The organism is Microbulbifer marinus (genome assembly GCF_900107725.1).
GTDB lineage: Bacteria > Pseudomonadota > Gammaproteobacteria > Pseudomonadales > Cellvibrionaceae > Microbulbifer > Microbulbifer marinus.
In genome coordinates, this window is sequence record NZ_FNQO01000003.1 from 570,417 (window position 1) to 590,074 (window position 19,658).

Sequence of the window (19,658 nt, forward strand, 5' to 3'; positions counted from 1 at the left end):
AATTAAATAAGAATACGTACCAAGGCTTTTATACATGCAATTTATGAAGATATTCGTCGCCCCGATACTCGCGCTAACGGCAACAACCACCGTCGCCGCAGAGTTCGCCAAGGGACCGCTGATCGGTCAATACGGCGCGCACGCGGAAGTCAAACAGACGCAGCCGCTGAGTGGAAAGGAATCGTTCAAGGTAGCTTTCGATGTCGCCGAGCAGGGCGATACCGGCAAAGTGAACCGAAAAATAGAGAGTCTCGCCCGCTTCCTGAACATGCACGCCGGGGCCGGCATACCCGCGGAAAATATCCATCTCGCGCTGGTGGTCCATGGCAAGGCCGGGTTTGACCTGCTCAACGATGCCAGTTACAAAGCGCGCTTTGGCACCGAGAACCCGAATACTCCGCTGCTGCAGGAACTGCTGAAGAACAAGGTTCGCATCATTATCTGCGGCCAGTCGGCCGCCTATCACGGCATCGAAAATTCACAACTCCAGAGCGGAGTGGAAACTGCCCTCTCGGCAATGACCGCCCACGCGTTACTGCAGCAACAGGGCTACACCGTTAACCCGTTCTAAGTCGACGATCTCTCGGGGCAACGTAACGGCTAGCGGGGTCAACCAATAGCCGGCCCCGATTATTTCCACAGGTCACTCTTGGCGGACGTCGATCCGGTACAGTCCCCGGTAGGGTTCGACGCTGAACTTAACTGGCAGGAACTGCTCGATCAGCCATATCACGGTCCGCGCGTGCTGGCTCACCTTGCGCACCAGGAGTCGCGAGGTCCCATGGGCCTGCGCGGCGTAGATCAGCAGCTGGTCGCAGGCATGAATATCCACGGCGGCCCCCGCTTCCAGTTCGGCGCGCAGTGAACAGCCGGCGTCTTCCCCCAAACGCTCGGCCGGCACGCCGCGCTCGGCCACGGCTGCCGCGCCCAATACCGCCTGTTCGGTTTCGGCCGCCAGTACCACGGCCCCGCCCGTGCCAAACGCCTCGGTATCCCCCAGCACCTTGACGTCAATCTGCACCGCACCGAGATCGGCCAGGACTCCGCGTGCCGCCGCTGCCATACGCTCGGGAATATGCAAAGGCAGGTGGGCGATATGAGCCACACCGCTGATTTGCCGCAGCACACCCGGCCGCTCGGCCAACAGTGGCCGCGGCGAGTGGCACGGCGCTACTTGCAGCTGCACCAGCCCGCCGCCCCTCGGATAGTAACCATGGCGGACCGTCCCGACACGCACGCTGATTCCCATGCGCGCGAGCCACGGCAGAAATACCATACGCAAGTAATCCACCGGCGGCGCCATCTTCACGTCGGTGCCTCCCGTGATGGACAGATTCACTGTTCCATCGGCACGAAGCGCCACCGGCAGCAATGCCTGCAGCACCAGTACTATGCTGCCGGCGGTGCCGACATCAAAATGGTAATCACCAGCGCGAATCCGGTCCGGCCGGTAGTAAACCTCCGTCGCGCCGAGTTCGGCACCTTCGAGCGAGCCACCGGCGACCTCAGCCACGGCCCGCAGCGCCGTCAGATGCTGCGCCATCAGCCCTGGCCTGGCTCGTCTGGCACGGATGTTCGTGAGATTAAGTGGACGACCGCTGATTGCGGCCAAGGCCACCGCATAACGGCTCAGCTGACCGCCGCCCTCACCGAAGCTTCCGTCAATGACCAGCCAGCTCACCGCAGCACCTCCTTGAGTTCCAGGGCGCACCGCACAGTACGGCCGGTGGCGGTCGACGTCGACATAGCCCCGCGCGCCTGCTGCTGCGGATACACCGGCAGCATGTCCCTATATGGAACTAAACCTTGCCCCTGGCAGCGAACCTATTTCTCTTCCTTAAACCGCAGCTAAAACCAGAGAAAAAATGTGTTTCACCCTGAAAAAAAGAAAATAACCAACTGTCACTTGGCAGCGTCAATCATTTGAATCGTTTTTTCTTCCACTTCTTTTCCTACTTTTTTCAGCTCGGCGTCATCTGACAGGCTTTCGAGCATTTTCGCCGGCTTTATCAATCCCATTTTTGTCACGCCGTCCTGCGTATAGACTGAAATACGACACGGCAAAGCCATATTCAGCCTCATATCAACGCTCAATACCTTGGCCGCCTGAGCCGGGTTGCAAACCTCCAAGACCTTGCACTGCTCAGAAAAGTCTTCTCCTTTTTTCCGCAAGGTTTCGCCCAGATCGTGAATATGCAAAACACCAAAGCCAAGGTTTTTGACGGACTCTTCCAGGTCGGCCACGGCAGTTTCAAATGGCTTGGCGGTTTCTACGACGTAATACATAGCGTTCTCCGAATTCTTTATTCGAGGCTCAGAAATTTTCGCAGGTTAGCTGACGGCACGTCCGCCACCGGGGGGCTTTACTCGTATCAATCAATGGCAACGAAGAAGCCAGGTGAATCGTCAGCAGATTCATCAGGCAATGCTGGTGGACAAGCGGTCCTGCGGATGTTTGATGAGCTTAGTTGCCGGAATCGTGACGTGCCAGAGTCAACCGGCCGTCGGCGCTTCATCCGCTGGCGACGCCTATAAACCAGCAGCTAAAGCGGGAAATGGGGTTTGTGTTGCGCAGACTTGAACGCTGGGCGCACACGAGCCACCAAAGCCGATCATTCGAAGGTAGGGCCTGCCTCATTTCTCGCCGAGCATAAAAAAGCCCCGCACTCTGGCGGGGCTCTTTGGGGATTGGCGGAGCGGCTTCTCGGAACATTTACCAAGTCACAACAGGGGCTTCAGTGCTCGGTCGGCACCCGCCCCAGATCGCCTTCCATTTCCACAGTCAGGAAGGACATCACCACCCAGGCGGCAACGTTCTGCTGCAGGATCTTCGGATCCACCTTGTCCAGGGTATCGTTCGGCGTATGGTGGTAGTCAAAGTAATCGCTGCCATCCTGGTAGAGGCCGAAGGCCGGCACGCCCTGGGCGACGAAGACACTACTGTCCGGACCACCGCTGGACTTGTTGTTGCCGCGCTCGATACCGAGCGGTGCCAGCAATTGCATAATCTGATCGGCAATGGCGAATTTGCTCTCCGGCAGGCGGGTGTCGAAGCGCCAGATCTTGCCGGCACCGAAGTCGGACTCGGATACCGCGACGATGTTATCCAGCTCGCTGCGGTGCGCGTCTACATACTGCTTGGCGCCCACCAGGCCGATTTCCTCGGCGCCGTACAGCACCACGCGCAGCGTGCGGCGCGGGCGCTGGGGCAGTTCGGCGATCAGGCGCGCGGTTTCCATGACGATCGCCACGCCGGCGCCGTCATCCAGTGCGCCGGTGCCCTCGTCCCAGGAGTCCAGGTGAGCACCGATAATCATCACCTCTTCCGGCTTCTCGCGACCGGTAATCTCACCGATCACATTGAAGGACGGGCCGTCCTCCAGGCGCTGGTTGTGCACATCGAGCTTTACTTCCACCGGCTTGCCACGCTTGAGCATGGCTTCCAGCAAATTGGCATCCGGCGCCGACAGCGCCAGCGCCGGCACCGGGTTTTCCACGCCGTCGATGGACATCATGCCGGTGTGCGCAAAGCGGTCCGAGTCTGTGCCCACGGAGCGGATCAGCAGCGCGGCGGCGCCCTTCTCGGCGGCGGCGCGCATCCCCTTGCTGCGTCCACCCACCGCGGGGCCGTAACCCTCGCCGGTGCGGGCGCGCTCCATCCGCTTGTTGATAAAGGCGATTTTGCCCTTCACCTTGCGCGCCGGGGCCTTCATCAGTGCCTCCACGTCCGCGAACTCGACAATCTCGGCGGAAACACCGCCTTCCGGCGTGCCCACACTGTAACCGAGGGAAGTCACCACCAGCGGCTGCGGGAAAGGCGCCACCACGCGCGCGTGGGCATGACCGCGATTCCAGCGCGGCACTTCGATCTGCTCGGTGTAGACGCGGTCAAACCCCAGCGCCTTCATTTTTTCCTGGGCCCAGGCCACCGCGCGGCGGTCGCCCTCGGAGCCGGCCGGACGCGGGCCGACTTCCACGGTCAGGGATTCGACGATGCTGTAGGCATCGGAAGATTCCAGCGCGCGGTCGCGCAGCACTTCCGCAACAGACAGGTCTTCTTGAGTCAGCGGCTTGGCCTGTGCCGCGGTCACGGCCAGCGCCGCGATCAATCCCCCGGTCAGGGTCAGTAATGGTCTGAACATGCTGTAATCCTTGGTTAAAGCTCGTTGGATTATTGTTTTATTTGTCGATTCCGGCGGCCAGTAATCGGCGCCGCACCTGGCGCAGGCGCTCGAGGCCGGCATCGGTGAATAGATAGGGCGAACCACCGGTGTATTCGCCCTCCTCGATTTCCAGGCACTCGAGGCGCAGCTGCTCCAGCAGCGGATCGTGGCGCATCGGGTAGCCGATAAGTACCCGCCACTCGTTGTCGTCGGCCTGGCCGGCGATCACGTCTTCCAGTCCCTTGAGAAAGTCCTTGCGGTCGATACGGAAGCGCGGCGTGCGCATATGCATCAGCCCCCAGATTATCAGGGCGAAGACGCAAAAGGAAAGCAGCAGGGTAACTAGCAGCGTCATTAGATCAGGCCTCCAGCAACAGCTTGATCGCCACCGCGATGGTGGCGAGGATGATGACCGGCTTGATCAGCCGCGCGCCGCGGGAGATGACCAGGTTGGAGCCTAGCCGCGCGCCGATAAACTGGGCCACCGACATACTGATGGCGAGTGACAGCAGCAGGTGACCGCCGAGCATGAATATCACCATTGACGTGGTGTTGGTGGCCAGCACCAGCGGTTTCGTGTGCGCGGTGGCCTTGCGCATGTTGTAGCCGAGCAGCGCGGCGAAGGCCAGCGCGTAGATGGAGCCCATGCCCGGGCCGAAGAAACCGCCATAAAAGCCGATACCGCCGCCGACCAGAATGTTGAACAGGCCGTTACCCATGCGCGGCCTGGAATCCAGATCGGAGATGCGCGGCGAGAACATGAAGTAGAGCGCGATCGCTATCAGCAGTATCGGCAGCAGGGTTTTCAGTTGCTCGCCGCCGAGCTGGGTGACACTCCAGGTCCCCAGTACCGAGCCGGCAATCGCCGCCAGCAGGCCCGGCCACAACGGGCGCAGGTCCAGGTGCCCTTTCTGGAAAAAGTTGATCGTCGACGACAGGGTGCCGAACACACTCTGGAACTTGTTGGTGCCCAGCGCGTCCAGCGGCGGCACGCCGGCCCACAGCAGCGCCGGCAGGGTGATAATGCCACCGCCGCCGGCAATGGCACTGATAAAGCCCGCGGCAAAGGCCACCGCGGTCAGTATCAGGTAGACAGTTATTGAGAGGTCGCCGGTCAATTCCGCCACGGAGTGCCCTACGGGAGGGGTTAATTGCCCTCGATAAAATCGGTCTGTTTTTCCGGGTTGCAGCCCTGGTACTTGCTGAAGCGGCGCTGCACCTCCCGCATATCCACCTCCAGATCCCCGGTCGGGCGATAGACGGAGTCAACACAGATACGCTTGTTGGGAAAATCCCAGGCGATGATCAGAATCGGCACGTTGGCGGCGTAGGCGATACGCAGGAAGCCGTTTTTCCACTTGGTGACTTTCTTGCGCGTGCCCTCCGGCGTAATACCCACCCACATCTTTTCGTTTTCGCGGAACTGGTTGGCCACCTGCTTGGCCATACCACCCGGCGCGGAGCGGTCCGTGGGAATGCCACCGAGCCACATGAACAGGGTTTTGAACGGGAAGAAAAAGGCTTCCTTCTTCATCATCCAGGAAATCTTCGCCCGTAGCGCCAGGATAAACGGCATGGCGACGACAAAATCCCAGTTGGAAGTGTGTGGAGCCAGTGCCACCATCAGTTTTTTCTCCGGCGGAAACTCGCCGTCGATGCGCCAGCCGAGCATTTTTACGACCAGCAGGCCGATGCCCTTGGTAAACCAGTTGCCGATGCGCGGCATTTCTTCGGGTAGTTGTTTTGGAATGCTCACGTTTATGGTCTCTCAAATAACTGCCAGATCGCCTGACCTGTTAGTGCTCACGTGTGGCGTAGAAGCGGATATCCGGATAGCGCTCTTCCGCCAGCTGCAGGTTGACCCGCGTCGGTGCCAGGTAGGTCAGGTGACCGCTGCCGTCCAGGGCCAGGTTGGTACTGGCCTTGCGCTTGAAGTTCTCCAGTTCCTTGGCGTTGTCACTATCCACCCAGCGCGCGGTATTCACGTTCACGTTTTCGTAGATGGCTTCCACCTTGTATTCGTCCTTCAGGCGATAGGCCACCACCTCGAACTGCAGCACCCCCACGGCACCGACGATGATGTCGTTGTTGTCCAGCGGGAAGAACACCTGGGTCGAGCCCTCCTCGGACAGCTGCTGCAGCCCCTTCTGCAGCTGCTTCAGCTTCAGCGGATCTTTCAGCCGGATGCGGCGGAAGAGTTCCGGCGCAAAATTGGGAATGCCGGTGAACTTGAGGCTCTCGCCCTCGGTAAAGGTATCGCCGATCTGGATGGTGCCGTGGTTGTGTAGGCCGATGATGTCGCCGGCGATAGCTTCTTCCACATGGGTACGGTCGCCGGCCATGAAGGTCACCGCGTCGGCAATCTTCACATCCTTGCCGATGCGCACGTGTTTCATTTTCATACCGCGGCTGTAGGTACCGGAGCAGACGCGCATAAAGGCGATACGATCGCGGTGCTTCGGATCCATGTTCGCCTGGATCTTGAACACGAAGCCGCTGAACTTGTCTTCGTTCGGTTCGACTTTACGCTCGTTGGTGTCGCGCGGCTGCGGACCCGGCGCCCACTCGACGAAGCCGTCGAGCATCTCGCGCACGCCGAAGTTGCCGAGCGCGGTGCCGAAGAACACCGGCGTCAGCTCGCCGGCCAGATAGGCGTCCAGATCGAATTCATGGGTGGCGCCGCGCACCAGCTCGATCTCCTCGCGGATATCGTCGGCGTACTCGCCCAGCAGTTCGGTCGCCTCGGCGGAGTCCAGCCCCTTGACCTGGATGTCGTCGGGTATCGTGTGGCCCTGGCCCTGCTTGAACACGTGAATGGTGTCGGTGTAGAGGTTGTAGACGCCCTTGAAGCCCTTGCCGGAACCCAGCGGCCAGTTGATCGGCGCTGCCTGGATATTCAGCACTTGCTCGATCTCGTCCATCACCTCGATCGGGTCGCGGATATCGCGGTCGAGCTTGTTGATAAACGACAGGATCGGCGTGGTGCGCAGTCGACAGACGTTCATCAGCTTGATGGTGCGGTCCTCGACGCCCTTGGCGCCGTCGATCACCATCAGTGCGGAATCCACAGCGGTCAGTACCCGGTAGGTGTCCTCGGAGAAGTCCTCGTGACCCGGGGTGTCGAGCAGATTGACGGTGCGGCCCTTGTAGGGGAACTGCATCACCGAGGAGGTCACCGAGATACCCCGCTCCTGCTCCATGGTCATCCAGTCGGAGCGCGCATGGGGGCCCTTCTTGCCCTTTACCGAGCCGGCCAGCTGGATCGCATTCCCGAACAGCAGCAGCTTTTCGGTCACCGTCGTCTTACCGGCGTCCGGGTGGGAAATGATCGCGAAAGTGCGGCGGCCGTTATAGCCCGCCAGGGAAGAACTCTGACCCATAATCTAGATTTGATAACTCGGTGTTGTGCGGAAAAGCAAGGCGCGCATTATACACGTCGGCAGCGGCCTAAGGGGGCTGGTAGACTGCGGAATTTGGGCCCTGGAACCAGGACGAACCAGCGAAGTTCAGGAGGTGAACCATGAGTCGGGAACGCTTACAGGCAGTGCGGGACGAACTGGCGCGGCAGGGGGTGCAGGCCTTCCTGGTGCCGCGCGGGGACGAATACCAGAATGAGTATGTGCCCGCCGCCGACGAGCGCCTGGCCTGGCTGACCGGTTTTACCGGCTCCGCCGGTATGGCGGTGGTCGGGGCAGAGCATGCGGCGCTGTTCGTTGACGGGCGCTACACGCTACAGGCCCAGCAGCAGCTCGGTGACCAGCCGATCGACCAGGAGAACCTGGACAACAGCGTCATCGCCGACTGGCTGTGTGCGCAACTGAAGGATGGCCAGTCACTGGGATACGATCCGCGCCTGCACACGGAGCCAGGCCTCGCCCTGCTGAAGAAGCGCCTCGGCGAGCGCGATATCGCCCTGCGGCCACTGGAGCAGAACCCGATCGACGCCGTCTGGAGCGACAGACCGGCAACCCCCTGTGGTCCGGCGCGCCCGCACCCCCACACTTTTACCGGTGAGCACTCCAAGGACAAGCGCGAGCGCATCGCCGCGCTGCTGGCGGACAAGCGCGCCGACGCCCTGTGGCTGCCCAACCCCGAGGTGTGCGCCTGGCTGTTCAATATCCGCGGCAGTGACGTACCGCACCTGCCGGTAGCCCTGGCCAGCGCCCTGCTCTACCGCGACGGCAGCGCCACCCTGTACCTGGCCGAAGAGGCGGTCAGCGAGGCGCTGATCGAGCACCTGAATAGCGATGTGGATATCGTCAGCGACAAGGACGCACTGTTCACCGCCGCCAAGCGCCACCATGTATCCAAGGTTTGGGTAGATCCACGGATCACCAACTGCTGGACACTGCAGCAGCTGCGCGCACTCGACATAGAACTACTGCAGGAACCGGATCCCATTACCGCGGCCAAGGCGTGCAAGAATGCGGTGGAGCTGGCCGGCTCCCGCGCCGCCCATGAGCGCGACGGCGCCGCCCTGTGCGAATTCCTCGCCGAATTGCCGGATGCGGTTGCCGCCGGCGCTCCCGATAACAGCTTCGGCGAACTGGAGGCGGTGCAGTTGCTGCGCGCCAAACGCGAACAGCGCGAGGGCTTCGCCGACGACAGCTTCGACTCCATCTCCGGCTACGGGCCGAACGGCGCCATCGTGCATTACCGGGTCAATCGCGAGTCCAGTTTGCCGCTGCAACCGGAGGGCATCTATCTGATCGACTCCGGCGCCCAGTACCCGGACGGCACCACCGACGTGACCCGCACCGTGGCCCTGGGCGACTTCCCCGCCCACGCCCGCGACCACTTTACCCGCGTACTCAAGGGGCATATCGGCATCGCCACGCTGCGCTTTCCCAAGGGCACCTGCGGCGAGCAGATAGACGCCTTTGCACGGAAATCGCTGTGGGATGCGGGCCTCGACTACGCCCACGGTACCGGCCACGGCGTCGGCAGCTTTCTCAGCGTGCACGAGGGGCCGCAGCGCATCGGCAAGGTGAGCTCCGGCGTGGCTCTGCAGCCGGGCATGATCCTGTCGAACGAGCCGGGCTTCTACCTCACCGGCCAGTACGGCATCCGCATCGAAAACCTGATTTTCGTGAAAGAGAGCGAGCCGCATCACGGCTTCCTCGAGTTCGAGGAGCTGACGCTGGCACCAATCGAAAGGAAACTGATCGACGCGGACCTGCTGACGGAACAGGAAAAAGACTGGCTGAACAACTATCACCAGCGGGTGCGGGAGACACTGATGCCGCTGGTGAATGAAAAGACCCAGGCCTGGCTGCAGGAAGCCACACAGCCCATCGGTTGAGCACGGGATTTTCAGATTCGTCGCTCCGGACTCGATTCGGGGCCCGGCTTCGGAGCTTAGCAACGGCTCGGTGCCGCAAGCCTGGATACCGGCCCGCGCCGGTATAACGATGTAGAGACTTAGTCCGCAGCCAGCTGCTGCTTCGCTCGCAAGAACGGCACCAACTCCCGCAGCACCAGCTCGCTCACTCGCGGCTCGAGGGCGTGCGCCATGCCCGGAATCGCCGCGAAGCGCGCAGCGGGAATCTTCTCGGCGGTGTCGCGACCGTGGGCAATCGGCAATAGCGGATCCGCCTCGCCGTGCACCACCAGGGACGGCACGGTTATCTGCTCCAGCAGCGGCGAGCGATCGCCATTGGCCATGATGGCCTGCAGTTGTCGCAGCATACCCGGGCCGTAACTGCCGCGGTTGGCCACTCGTCGCGCCAGATTGCGCGCGTGTACCTCGTCGAAAAATTGCGGCGAGCCAATCGCGCGGGCGATAAAGACACCGTTCTGGATCCGCTGCGCACGAGAATCGGCACCTTGCGCGGCCAATGCCAATGCCTCTATCGCCTCGGGCTTCGACTCCGGCAGCTCCGGCGCACCGGAACTCGACATGATCGAAGTCATGCTGCTGACTCGCTGCGGGTATTCGGCCGCGATGATCTGTACGATCATGCCGCCCATGGAGGCGCCGACGATATGCGCGCGCTCTATCTGCAAATGGTCCAGCAGCCCCACGGCATCCGCAGCCATATCCTGCAGCGTGTAAGGCGGCTCGCCGGCGAGACCGACTTTCTGTTTCAGCAGCATCCACCACACCGGCGGTGCCGACAGTTCGTAAAACTTCTGCGACAGGCCGGCATCGCGATTGTCGAGCAACACCACGCGGTAACCGCTGTCAATGAGCCGCTGCACCAGCGTATCGCCCCAGTGCAGCATCTGTGCACCCAGCCCCATCACCAACAGCACCGGCTCGCCGTCCCGCGCACCCATGTCCTGGTAGGCGATAGAAACTCCCTGGATTTCGGCAAAATGAATCGGGTGGCGATCGAAAGGATTGTCCTGCGCGGCATTGGCGCAAAGTGCCGTCAGTGCGAGAAAAACCGCGGCAAAAACTACAGCGTATCGGCGCATATCCTGTGCCCCTCCTGTTGACGTAAGCGGTTACTGGACCGGCAATGTTACGCGATCCTCGCCGTCCGCGGCTCGACTGATAATATCCCGTCGCAGCCACCAGCAGGCCAGGGCCCCGAGTAGCAGGTTGGCTATCGCCGTCGCAGCGAACAGGCCGGTGATGCCCCACAACTGGTTCCCCAGCCAGGCCAGCGGCAGATAGATACCGAGTACGCGCAGGAAAGAAATCAACGTGGCGGGCAGCGGCCGTCCGAGACCGTTGAAGGCCGCATTGGCAGACATCACAAAGCCATAGCCGGCGTAACTGAACGGTACCAGCGTCAGGTAGGCGATCGCCACGGACAGCACTTCCGGCGAGTCACTGAACAACCGCACCAGTGACTCGCCGACAAAATACAGCACTACCGCCAGCGTCAAGCCGAACACGACACAGAAGCGCGCCAGTACGCGCACGGTTTCGCGCATGCGCTCTATCTTGCCGGCGCCGGCATTCTGCCCGATAAAGGGGCCGACCACTGACGACAGCGCATAGAAGACGATCAGCGCTACCGGTTCAATCCGCAGCGCCACCCCCAGCCCGGCCACGGCATCGGCGCCGTGCACCGCCACCAGCGCCACGACCACACCGCCGGCCATCGGAATAATCACGTTGGTCGCCACCGCTGGCAGACCGACGGCCAGTACTTTACGCCAGGATGCGAACAGCGAATCGAGATCCCAGCGCGGCGCCGCCATCAGGTGCTCACGGCGGATCAGGAAATACAGTGCGGCGCAAAAGCTGACTCCGCGGGCAATTACCGTGGAGATCGCCGCGCCCTGCAGCTCCAGCCGCGGGAAACCCAGCAGGCCGAATATCAGCAGCGGGTCCAGGATCAGGTTGAACAATGCCACCGCCACCATAATGCGCCCGGTCAACGCGCTATTGCCGATCGCACGCAGCGACGACAGGGCCACCATCGGCACTACCGCAAACACAGCCCCCAAAAACCACGGCACCATGTAGTCGGCAATCAGCGGCAGCATTTCCCCGCTGGCGCCGAGCAACCGGAACAGGGGCTCGATGGTAGCGAGGCCAACAACACTGATGCACAGCGCGACCAGCAGTGCCAGCAGGGATGCATCGGTGACCAAACGCCGCACCCGCTCGTGATCCCCGGCCCCATAGGCCCGCGCCACCGCCGATGAGGTACCGGCGCCGAGACCGATGGCGAAGCTGTTGATCACCATCACCACCGGGAAAGTAAAACTCATCGCCGCCAGCTGTGCCTTGCCCAGCTGCGCGACGAAATAGGTATCCACCACGTTGAAAGACATGGTGGCGAGAATGCCCCACACCATCGGCAGTGCCAGACGCTGCAGATGGCCGGCCACCGAGCCCTCGAGTAATGAGGGATTATTTTTGGATAACGCCATGAATAACTCTTCGCGGAAGATGGGAGTGTCTGCCAGACTGCAGCGGACAAATACGAATTTCGCAGTGCCGGTATTCTACCAGCACCGGTATGGCGGAGTATTGACAACGGAAGTAGCGCTACCGCAATCCCGACAATCGTTAGCGGGAGCGGCTCATCAACACGGCATCTTCGCGCGCACCGCGGTCCACCGGGTAGTAATTCTTGCGCAGTCCATCCTCGTGAAAACCCAGTTTGCGGTAGAGGGACAGGGCGGCGCGATTGGAAGCGCGCACTTCCAGCAACACACGACGGATTTCCGCCGGCAACTGAGCAATCAGCGCGGTGAGCAGCGCCGCGGCGATACCGCGCCGGCGCCAGTCCGGAGACACGGCCACGTCGAGTATCTCCGCTTCGTCAAACAACGTGGAGATCACGCAGCAGGCGATGGGCTCACTCTGCGGCGACAGCAGCAGCCAGCACCGATGACCGGCATCGAGGCTGTCGCGGTACTGCTTTTCGCTCCAGGGGAGGCTGTGGGCGCGGCGTGCCAGCTCGGCCATTGCGTTGCAGTCCGCTGCGCTGGCGGCGATCAGGTGGGCACCGGGAATGTCGAGCGCGGGAAGGGTGCGGGTCATTTGACCCCATTTTTCTCAGGGTGAGTGTGCTCGGGATAAGTCTGTTGCAGCAGCTGCCACAGGGCGCGTTTGCGCTGCGGTTCCAGCAGTAACTGGCTCAGGCTCGGCATCGCGATCACGCGAATACCGTTCCAGTCGTTCACCGGCTGCGCCAGCGGCACCGGCGCACAGAAATCGCGCGCTTCGCGCCCCATCAGCCAGATGGATTTCACCGGGCGGCGCGCACTGGCCGCCTCCAGCCAGCTGGAGCAGGTATCGCGCGCTTCAGAGGCATCGGCGGCGGGGCCAAAACGGTTTTCTGCCAGCGGCCAGCGCAGGCGGTCCTGCTCACGCGGCAGCTGGTGCCAGCCCAGCGCGCGGGCGATATTGTTGAACAGTGCCTCTACCGGCAGAGCGACGCCCGGCTCGCGGCTGTCCACCGCCAGCAGTTCCTCGCCCAGCCACCAGCAGCTGAGCACGAACGGCTGCACTTCCTGGCGCGGCGGCGCCACCTGGGATACCGGTGCGGCCTGGACGCCGGAACTGACCTTGGTCTGCTCGGTGAGCGCGCCGATGTCGCGCAGCACCTGCGCTTCCGATTCCCCGCCGGCGGATCCGGGGCCAGCCTCTGCGGGGGCGACCACCATCTGCGCCGCGGATTGCGGCAGGGGGTTTTTGACCGCCTCGCGCATCTGCTGCAGCGGCGTTGCCGGCTCGGGCTGCGCGGTTTCCGCCGGCGGTAGTTCCGCCTGGCGCGGCTGCGGCGCGAGCGGCAGCACAAAGCGCGGCATATAGCTGGCCACGCCCAGGACTGACAAATATTCCGCTCGCTGCAGTTCGTTCACTTACACGCCTTTCTTCTTGCGCTCTCCGCTGGCGAGCAAGTTTAACGCATCCAGGTAGGCCTGTGCGGAAGCGACGAGAATATCGGTATCGGCACCGACACCATTGACCAGCCGACCATCCCTTTCCAGGCGCACGGTCACCGAACCCTGGGAGTCGGTACCCTGGGTCACGGCATTGACCGAATAGAGTTTCAGGTCGGCCTTGCTGTCGGCGACGGCTTCGATGGCCTTGAAGGTGGCATCCACCGGACCGCTGCCGTAGGCTTCGGAGCGGTGCGACTCGCCATCGATCAACAGGCGCACATAGGCCTGCGGCATGGTGCCGATTTTGCTGCGCACCTCGAGATCTTCCAGCTGGAAGTGCTCCACCGGCGCCTCGGTACCCGCCACCAGCGAGTGCAAGTCCTCGTCAAAGATTTCGTGCTTCTTGTCCGCCAGCTCTTTGAAGCGCTCGAAGATCAGCTGGAATTCACCGGCATCCTCGAAGTGGATACCCAGTTCCTCGTAGCGCGCCTTGACCGCAGCGCGGCCGGAGTGCTTGCCCAGCACCAGGCGGTTGTGCCCCCAGCCCACATCCTGGGCGCGCATGATTTCGTAGGTCTCGCGGTGCTTCAGCACGCCGTCCTGGTGAATGCCGGACTCGTGCGCGAACGCATTGGCACCGACAATGGCCTTGTTCGGCTGCACCGGAAAACCGGTGATGGAGGACACCATGCGCGACGTCGGCACGATATGGGTGGCGTCGATCTGGGTTTCCACAGGGTAGAGATCCTGGCGGGTACGCACCGCCATCACTATTTCTTCCAGTGATGCATTACCGGCACGCTCGCCGAGGCCGTTGATGGTGCACTCGACCTGGCGCACGCCGTTCATCACCGCAGACAGGGAGTTGGCAACCGCCAGCCCGAGATCGTTGTGGCAGTGGGTGGAAAAGATTGCCTTGTCGGAGTTGGGCACGTTCTCGATCACACGCTTGAACATGGCCCCGTACTCGCCCGGCTCGCCGTAGCCAACGGTGTCCGGAATATTGATGGTGCCGGCACCGGCACTGATGACCGCCTCGATAATGCGGTACATGAATTCCGGCTCGGAACGGCTGCCGTCCTCGAGGGAGAATTCCACATCGTCCGTGAACTGGCGCGCGGTCTTCACCGCCTCCACCGCCTGGCGCAGCACGTCGTCCGGCTCCATCTGCAGCTTGTACTTCATATGGATCGGCGAGGTGGCGATAAAGGTGTGGATACGCGAGGCGTTGGCGTTCTTCAGCGCCTCGCCGGCGCGGATGATATCCGGGCCCACCGCGCGGGCCAGGCTGCATATGCGGGAATCCTTTACGGTCTCGGCGACGGCCTTCACCGCGTCAAAGTCGCCGGGGCTGGCGATGGCGAAGCCCGCCTCGATCACGTCGACACGCATACGCTCGAGCATGCGCGCGATGCGGATCTTTTCATCTTTGGTCATGGAGGCGCCGGGGCTTTGCTCGCCGTCGCGCAGAGTGGTATCAAAAATGACTAATTTATCTTTATTTGTACTCATTTTGGGCTCATCTCCTAATCTCGCACGAGGCTAAACAGCAGCTGCGTCGCTGTCTATGCATCAAAAAAATACAGTGTGGAATTCTGCCGGAGGGTATGGGAATAAAATTATATGCCGCAGCGCGGCAGTCGCAGCGAGAAAGCTAGGGCGCGATAGAGGTGCCAGGAATTGAAATGTTCAGTTTGCATGGCGGTTGCTGCGCGGGGTTGGAATTCGAGCATTATGCGCCCGCGCCAGCGGCGAGGTCAACAGGCGTCCTAATATCAACAAAAAAAGCATCAACAGATAGGATGAACATCCTAACAAACTCCCTATTGACCGCTATTTACCCCCAACAGCAGTCGATGCCCAAACGCTAATCATCGACGGAGGACCCCGAAACCGGCGCCCCTCCCCCAAGCTTTGCTAAAAAGGTCCACAACTGGCCGCGCAACTGCTCCACCTCCTGGGGAGAAACAGGAGAGTCGTCGAGCTGCCGGGTCACCCAGTCCTGTGCACGCGGTTTGAGCGCACGCCCGGCATCGGTGATCTCTACTAATGTTACGCGTTCGTCCCGGGCAGCCCGGCGGCGTATTACCAGGCCCCGCTGCTCCATGCGCTTCAGCAGCGGCGTCAGCGTACCGGAGTCCAGCATCAGTCGGCCGCCCAGGGCACCGACACTGAAATCTGTATCGTCGCGTTCGCCCGGTTGATCCCACTCCCACAGTACCAGCAGCACCAGGTACTGGGGATAGGTAATCCCCAGGTCCTGCAACATCGGCTGATAGGCGCGGGTCATCGCACGGGATGCCGCATACAGGGCAAAACAAAGCTGCCGGTTGAGCGCCAGTGCCCCGTTGTCGTGGTCACATATCGTCATCAGAGCAGCTGCTCGATTTCCGTTTCCAGCGCTTCCGGCTTGTCTTTGGGGGCGAAGCGCTTCACTACCTGGCCATCCCGATTGACCAGGAACTTGGTGAAATTCCACTTGATCCCCTCGGTGCCGAGAATGCCCGGCGCCTGCTTCTTCAGCTGCACGAACAGCGGGTGGGCGCCGTCACCGTTGACGTCCAACTTGGCGTAGACGGGAAAACTGACGCCATAGTTCAGCTCGCAGAATTGCTGGATTTCATCGTCGCTGCCCGGCTCCTGTTTACCGAACTGATTACAGGGAAAACCCAGCACCGCCAGGCCCTGATCCTTGTACTTGTTGTGCAGCGCTTCCAGCCCTTTGTACTGCGGGGTGAAGCCGCACTTGCTGGCCGTGTTGACGATCAACAGCACCTTGCCCTTGTACTCTTCCAGTGAGGTGGTGCTGCCATCCGCTGCCTGTACCGGTATCGAATAGAGTTCGCTCATGGGGATGCTCCCGCTCCAACAATTAGATTGTGTACAATTTAATTGCGCACAACGTTAAATGCAAGCTTTATTCATGCAAGTTGAATCAACCCGGGCTTTGTTATGAGAATAATTATCAATTATATTATGCCTCGAATTTCTAACGCCTTTTGCGGCAACTAATAGGACTCTCCATGCGCACCTCTCTGCACTTGGCCCGCTTACTGCTGGCAATGTTAGTCATCACCGTTACCCCTGCCGTGGCTCAGCAGCCGGACCTCAGCGAACAGGAGCTGCGTCAGTTGATGCAGATGGCGGAGTACATCGGCGTCGACTATTCGGAAGCGGTGCAGAAAGGTGAAATCATCAATGCGGACGAATACGCCGAGATGGAGGAGTTCGCGCAGCTATTGAGCGATCGCGGACAACAGCTGTCCGCGTCGCCCCAAGCGACGACTATCCAGCAGGAGGCAGAAGCACTGCAGGCCGCCATACAGCGCAAGGCCAGCCTGGCCGAAGTACAGGGACACACCGCCAAGCTGCGCCAGGGGCTGCTATCTCTTGCCCCGGCACTGTCACTGCCGCAACAGTTGCTCAGCGTCGAGGAGAGCCGCGCCCTCTATCAAAGCCAGTGCATTGCCTGTCACGGCAATAGCGGACTCGGTGACGGCCCCCTGGCCGGGCAACTGGAACCGGCACCCACCAACTTCCACGACCGCGAGCGCGCGGAAAACCGTTCACTGCTGGGACTCTACGATGCCATCAGCAATGGTATCGACGGTACCGCGATGACCGCGTTCAGCAATTTGAGCGAACAGCAGCGCTGGTCGCTGGCATTCTATGTCGGCAGCCTTGCCTTCAGCGGAGAAACAACCGATATCGCGAGCAGCGAGCTGGGCTTGGCCGACCTGGTGATGTACAGCCCGCAAGTGCTGCGCAACGACCGCCCCGAGATTCCCGCAGAAAAAGTGGCCGCCCTGCGCGCCAATCCGGCAGCACTGTTCGCCCGCAAGAAAGCCCAGGCTGAGCAACCCATGGAAACCGCGCGCAGCCAGCTGCAGAAGTCCCTCGGTGCCTATCAGCAGGGCGACTATGCCAGCGCCCGCACCCTGGCAATCAGCGCCTATCTGGACGGCTTCGAACTGGTCGAAAGCACCCTCGACTCCCACGATACGGCGCTGCGTAAATCCATCGAGCGGGATCTGCTCGGTTTGCGCGCCAAGCTCAATGCCAACAGCGACCCGCAAGAAGTGAAGCAGCAGGTGGCATTGGTGCTGGAACGCCTCGACGAAGCACAGGCACTACTCGACCAATCCAACCTGTCGGGCACCACGCTGTTCCTGGCCAGCCTGATTATTTTGCTGCGCGAAGGCCTGGAAGCGCTGCTGGTGGTGATCGCCCTGACCACGATCCTGATCAAGACAGAACGCGGCGACGCACTGAAGTATGTGCATTTCGGCTGGATTGCGGCCTTCGTAGCCGGGTTCGCCACCTGGCTGGCGGCGCAGCGGCTGATCACCATCAGCGGTGCCAGCCGCGAGGTAATGGAAGGCGTCGCCGCGCTGTTGGCGGCTGCCGTGCTCTTCTATGTGGGCTACTGGATGCACAGCAAAACCCACGCCCACGGGTGGCAGAAATACATCCGCAACAGTATCGATCGCAGCCTTACCACCGGCACTCTCTGGGGTATCGCCGCGCTGTCATTCCTGGCCGTGTACCGGGAGATTTTTGAGACCATCCTGTTCTACCAGGCCCTGCTGACCCAGACCTCCGCCGGACAGTACGGCGCATTGTGGGGCGGCGTTGGCGCGGCGGTAGTGCTGCTGGCATTCCTGGGCTGGGCCATGGTGCGCTACTCCGCTCACCTACCGCTCGGCAAATTCTTCTCGGTAACGACCATTATCCTGCTGGCGCTATCCTTCGTACTCGCCGGCAAGGCAATCGCCGCCCTGCAGGAAGCCGCGCTGATCAGCATGAATCCGCTGCCGGTTTCCTTCTCATTTGACTGGCTGGGTATCTATTCCACCTGGGAGGGCATCGGCCTGCAGGCCGTAATCCTGATCGCCGCCACATGGATCTGGCGGCGCGGCCGCCGACCTGTGGCGACAGGAGATACCGTCAAGGCATAACGCAATACCCCCGCTTCGGCGGGGGTATTTTTTTGCCAGTCAGTTACCAGTATCTCGCCGGCACTCAGAGCGACTGTATCGCGGCTCGACCTCACCCTTAACTCTGTCGCGGTAATACGCCGCGCTGAGCTTCCCCATGAAATGCCCCGCGCAATAACCGCTGGAGCTAAAAGGCTCGGACAAGTTTGTTATGCACAGAACTTCTGGACAGAGTTGTGCATAAGTGCGGGATATCCGCGCAGGCGCCCGCGGTTACAAGCACTGTCGAGCCCGTATAAAAATAAGCCGACCAGATCGTGTTCGGTTTCAGTTTCGCGGCAGAGTCGCTTTGCGGCGAACTTTCAGTGCCAAGTCTTTAATTGTCAACGCTTTTTATTTTTTACCGCCAGTTACTCCGGCGAGCCTAAGGCCTACTGTGCTGACATTAATTAACTATATGTTCCGGGCATGGAAGGCCCAGGGCAAAGACCGCCGCACTCATTGTTACTAACAGAAAATCTGGAAAGGGTTGTGAATAAGTTTGGGATATCAAGGTGCGGGCGCGCCATTGTGGCGTTTCGAGGGGGAGAGTAAAAAACCGCCGGTTGATAAACGGATATAGCGAACGGTTTAGAGATTGTTGTTGAGGCAAGGCTCTTGTCGACCAGCGCATAATAGGAGCATGTATGCCGTGATGGTTAACCGCTATTTAGTAAACAACTGGACTAGCCAGATTCTTACGATGTTTGGCTTTGATTCATCGTCCGGCGCAAATAGGAAAGGGCCACCCGATTGGGTGGCCCTTTCTTTTATTTGAACCGGGCTGGCGCTCCAGCCTGACAAACGGCTACGCCGTTTGGACTGACACAGGCAGCCCGGAGGGTGAGAGCCGTAGGCTCGAATCACCATGACCTTTTCGCGAAGCGGTAGCTCATCGGCAGGCTGGAATGAAAAAAGCCCTGACCGCGTTAGCGATCAGGGCTTTTGGAATAGAAGCCTGACGATGACCTACTCTCACATGGGGAAACCCCACACTACCATCGGCGATGTTGCGTTTCACTTCTGAGTTCGGCAAGGGATCAGGTGGTTCCACAACTCTATTGTCGTCAGGCAAACTGGCTTGGGTTGGCCTGGTCTTATGAGCTCTTGCTCTGCGCTGCCGTGTTACTGCTGTTTGCCTCGATCTTTCGATCGGCAGTAACCCCAAATAAGTCGGTAAAACAATCTGTAGTAATACACCGCAAGTCTTGCGCGTCTCTCG

Annotated in this window: 17 protein-coding genes and 1 rRNA gene; 3 read left to right on the plus strand and 15 right to left on the minus strand. The window is 60.9% G+C overall.

Annotation, left to right across the window (positions count from 1 at the left end):
* Window positions 1–34: 34 nt before the first annotated feature.
* Window positions 35–571, plus strand: coding sequence for a DsrE family protein (locus BLW36_RS14390; RefSeq protein ID WP_091390065.1), 537 nt, complete (start codon window positions 35–37; stop codon window positions 569–571).
* 72 nt (window positions 572–643) lie between these two features.
* On the opposite strand, the gene rtcA is transcribed toward BLW36_RS14390, so the two are convergent.
* From rtcA to prfC, 7 genes are all read right to left on the minus strand, one after another.
* Window positions 644–1,681 carry an RNA 3'-terminal phosphate cyclase gene (gene rtcA, locus BLW36_RS14395; protein WP_211567211.1) on the minus strand — a complete coding sequence of 346 codons (1,038 nt, stop codon included), beginning with the start codon at window positions 1,679–1,681 and terminating at the stop codon, window positions 644–646.
* Window positions 1,682–1,902: 221 nt separating this feature from the next.
* Complete coding sequence (locus BLW36_RS14400) at window positions 1,903–2,286, minus strand: DUF302 domain-containing protein (protein WP_091390068.1); 384 nt, start codon at window positions 2,284–2,286, stop codon at window positions 1,903–1,905.
* A gap of 449 nt (window positions 2,287–2,735) precedes the next feature.
* Complete coding sequence (locus tag BLW36_RS14405) at window positions 2,736–4,142, minus strand: M20/M25/M40 family metallo-hydrolase (protein WP_091390074.1); 1,407 nt, start codon at window positions 4,140–4,142, stop codon at window positions 2,736–2,738.
* Between the two features lie 37 nt (window positions 4,143–4,179).
* Window positions 4,180–4,518: a hypothetical protein gene (locus BLW36_RS14410; protein WP_091390077.1), complete on the minus strand. Its 339-nt coding sequence runs from the start codon at window positions 4,516–4,518 to the stop codon at window positions 4,180–4,182.
* A gap of 4 nt (window positions 4,519–4,522) precedes the next feature.
* Window positions 4,523–5,290 carry a TSUP family transporter gene (locus BLW36_RS14415; RefSeq protein WP_091390081.1) on the minus strand — a complete coding sequence of 256 codons (768 nt, stop codon included), beginning with the start codon at window positions 5,288–5,290 and terminating at the stop codon, window positions 4,523–4,525.
* Window positions 5,291–5,310: 20 nt separating this feature from the next.
* Window positions 5,311–5,919, minus strand: coding sequence for a lysophospholipid acyltransferase family protein (locus tag BLW36_RS14420; RefSeq protein ID WP_244506271.1), 609 nt, complete (start codon window positions 5,917–5,919; stop codon window positions 5,311–5,313).
* A 40-nt stretch (window positions 5,920–5,959) separates the two neighbouring features.
* Window positions 5,960–7,543: a peptide chain release factor 3 gene (gene prfC, locus BLW36_RS14425; RefSeq protein WP_091390087.1), complete on the minus strand. Its 1,584-nt coding sequence runs from the start codon at window positions 7,541–7,543 to the stop codon at window positions 5,960–5,962.
* 140 nt (window positions 7,544–7,683) lie between these two features.
* Between prfC and BLW36_RS14430 the strand changes: the two genes are divergently transcribed.
* Window positions 7,684–9,465: an aminopeptidase P family protein gene (locus tag BLW36_RS14430; RefSeq protein ID WP_091390089.1), complete on the plus strand. Its 1,782-nt coding sequence runs from the start codon at window positions 7,684–7,686 to the stop codon at window positions 9,463–9,465.
* Between the two features lie 119 nt (window positions 9,466–9,584).
* Here the strand turns inward: BLW36_RS14430 and BLW36_RS14435 are convergent, their stop codons facing one another.
* From BLW36_RS14435 to BLW36_RS14465, 7 genes are all read right to left on the minus strand, one after another.
* Window positions 9,585–10,583 carry an alpha/beta fold hydrolase gene (locus tag BLW36_RS14435; protein ID WP_091390092.1) on the minus strand — a complete coding sequence of 333 codons (999 nt, stop codon included), beginning with the start codon at window positions 10,581–10,583 and terminating at the stop codon, window positions 9,585–9,587.
* A gap of 30 nt (window positions 10,584–10,613) precedes the next feature.
* Window positions 10,614–11,996, minus strand: coding sequence for an MATE family efflux transporter (locus BLW36_RS14440; RefSeq protein WP_091390095.1), 1,383 nt, complete (start codon window positions 11,994–11,996; stop codon window positions 10,614–10,616).
* A gap of 139 nt (window positions 11,997–12,135) precedes the next feature.
* Window positions 12,136–12,612, minus strand: a complete 477-nt coding sequence (gene rimI, locus BLW36_RS14445) for a ribosomal protein S18-alanine N-acetyltransferase (RefSeq protein WP_091390098.1) — start codon at window positions 12,610–12,612, stop codon at window positions 12,136–12,138.
* Window positions 12,609–13,436 carry a uracil-DNA glycosylase family protein gene (locus tag BLW36_RS14450; protein WP_091390101.1) on the minus strand — a complete coding sequence of 276 codons (828 nt, stop codon included), beginning with the start codon at window positions 13,434–13,436 and terminating at the stop codon, window positions 12,609–12,611. Before BLW36_RS14450 ends, rimI begins: the two co-directional genes overlap by 4 nt.
* Window positions 13,437–14,972 (minus strand): 2-isopropylmalate synthase, encoded by a 1,536-nt coding sequence (locus BLW36_RS14455; RefSeq protein ID WP_091390104.1) that lies wholly within the window; start codon window positions 14,970–14,972, stop codon window positions 13,437–13,439. It abuts the gene before it with no gap.
* A gap of 355 nt (window positions 14,973–15,327) precedes the next feature.
* Window positions 15,328–15,831, minus strand: coding sequence for a MarR family winged helix-turn-helix transcriptional regulator (locus tag BLW36_RS14460; RefSeq protein ID WP_091390107.1), 504 nt, complete (start codon window positions 15,829–15,831; stop codon window positions 15,328–15,330).
* Window positions 15,831–16,310: a glutathione peroxidase gene (locus BLW36_RS14465; protein ID WP_091390110.1), complete on the minus strand. Its 480-nt coding sequence runs from the start codon at window positions 16,308–16,310 to the stop codon at window positions 15,831–15,833. The genes BLW36_RS14460 and BLW36_RS14465 overlap by 1 nt, the downstream gene beginning before the upstream one ends.
* Window positions 16,311–16,483: 173 nt before the next feature.
* Here BLW36_RS14465 and BLW36_RS14470 point away from each other — a divergent pair, with 173 nt between their 5' ends.
* A complete protein-coding gene (locus tag BLW36_RS14470; RefSeq protein WP_091390113.1) occupies window positions 16,484–18,418 on the plus strand; it encodes a cytochrome c/FTR1 family iron permease in 1,935 nt (644 codons plus the stop codon).
* Between the two features lie 974 nt (window positions 18,419–19,392).
* Here BLW36_RS14470 and rrf read toward each other — a convergent pair.
* Window positions 19,393–19,508, minus strand: a 5S ribosomal RNA gene (gene rrf / locus BLW36_RS14475).
* Between the last annotated feature and the right edge of the window lie 150 nt (window positions 19,509–19,658).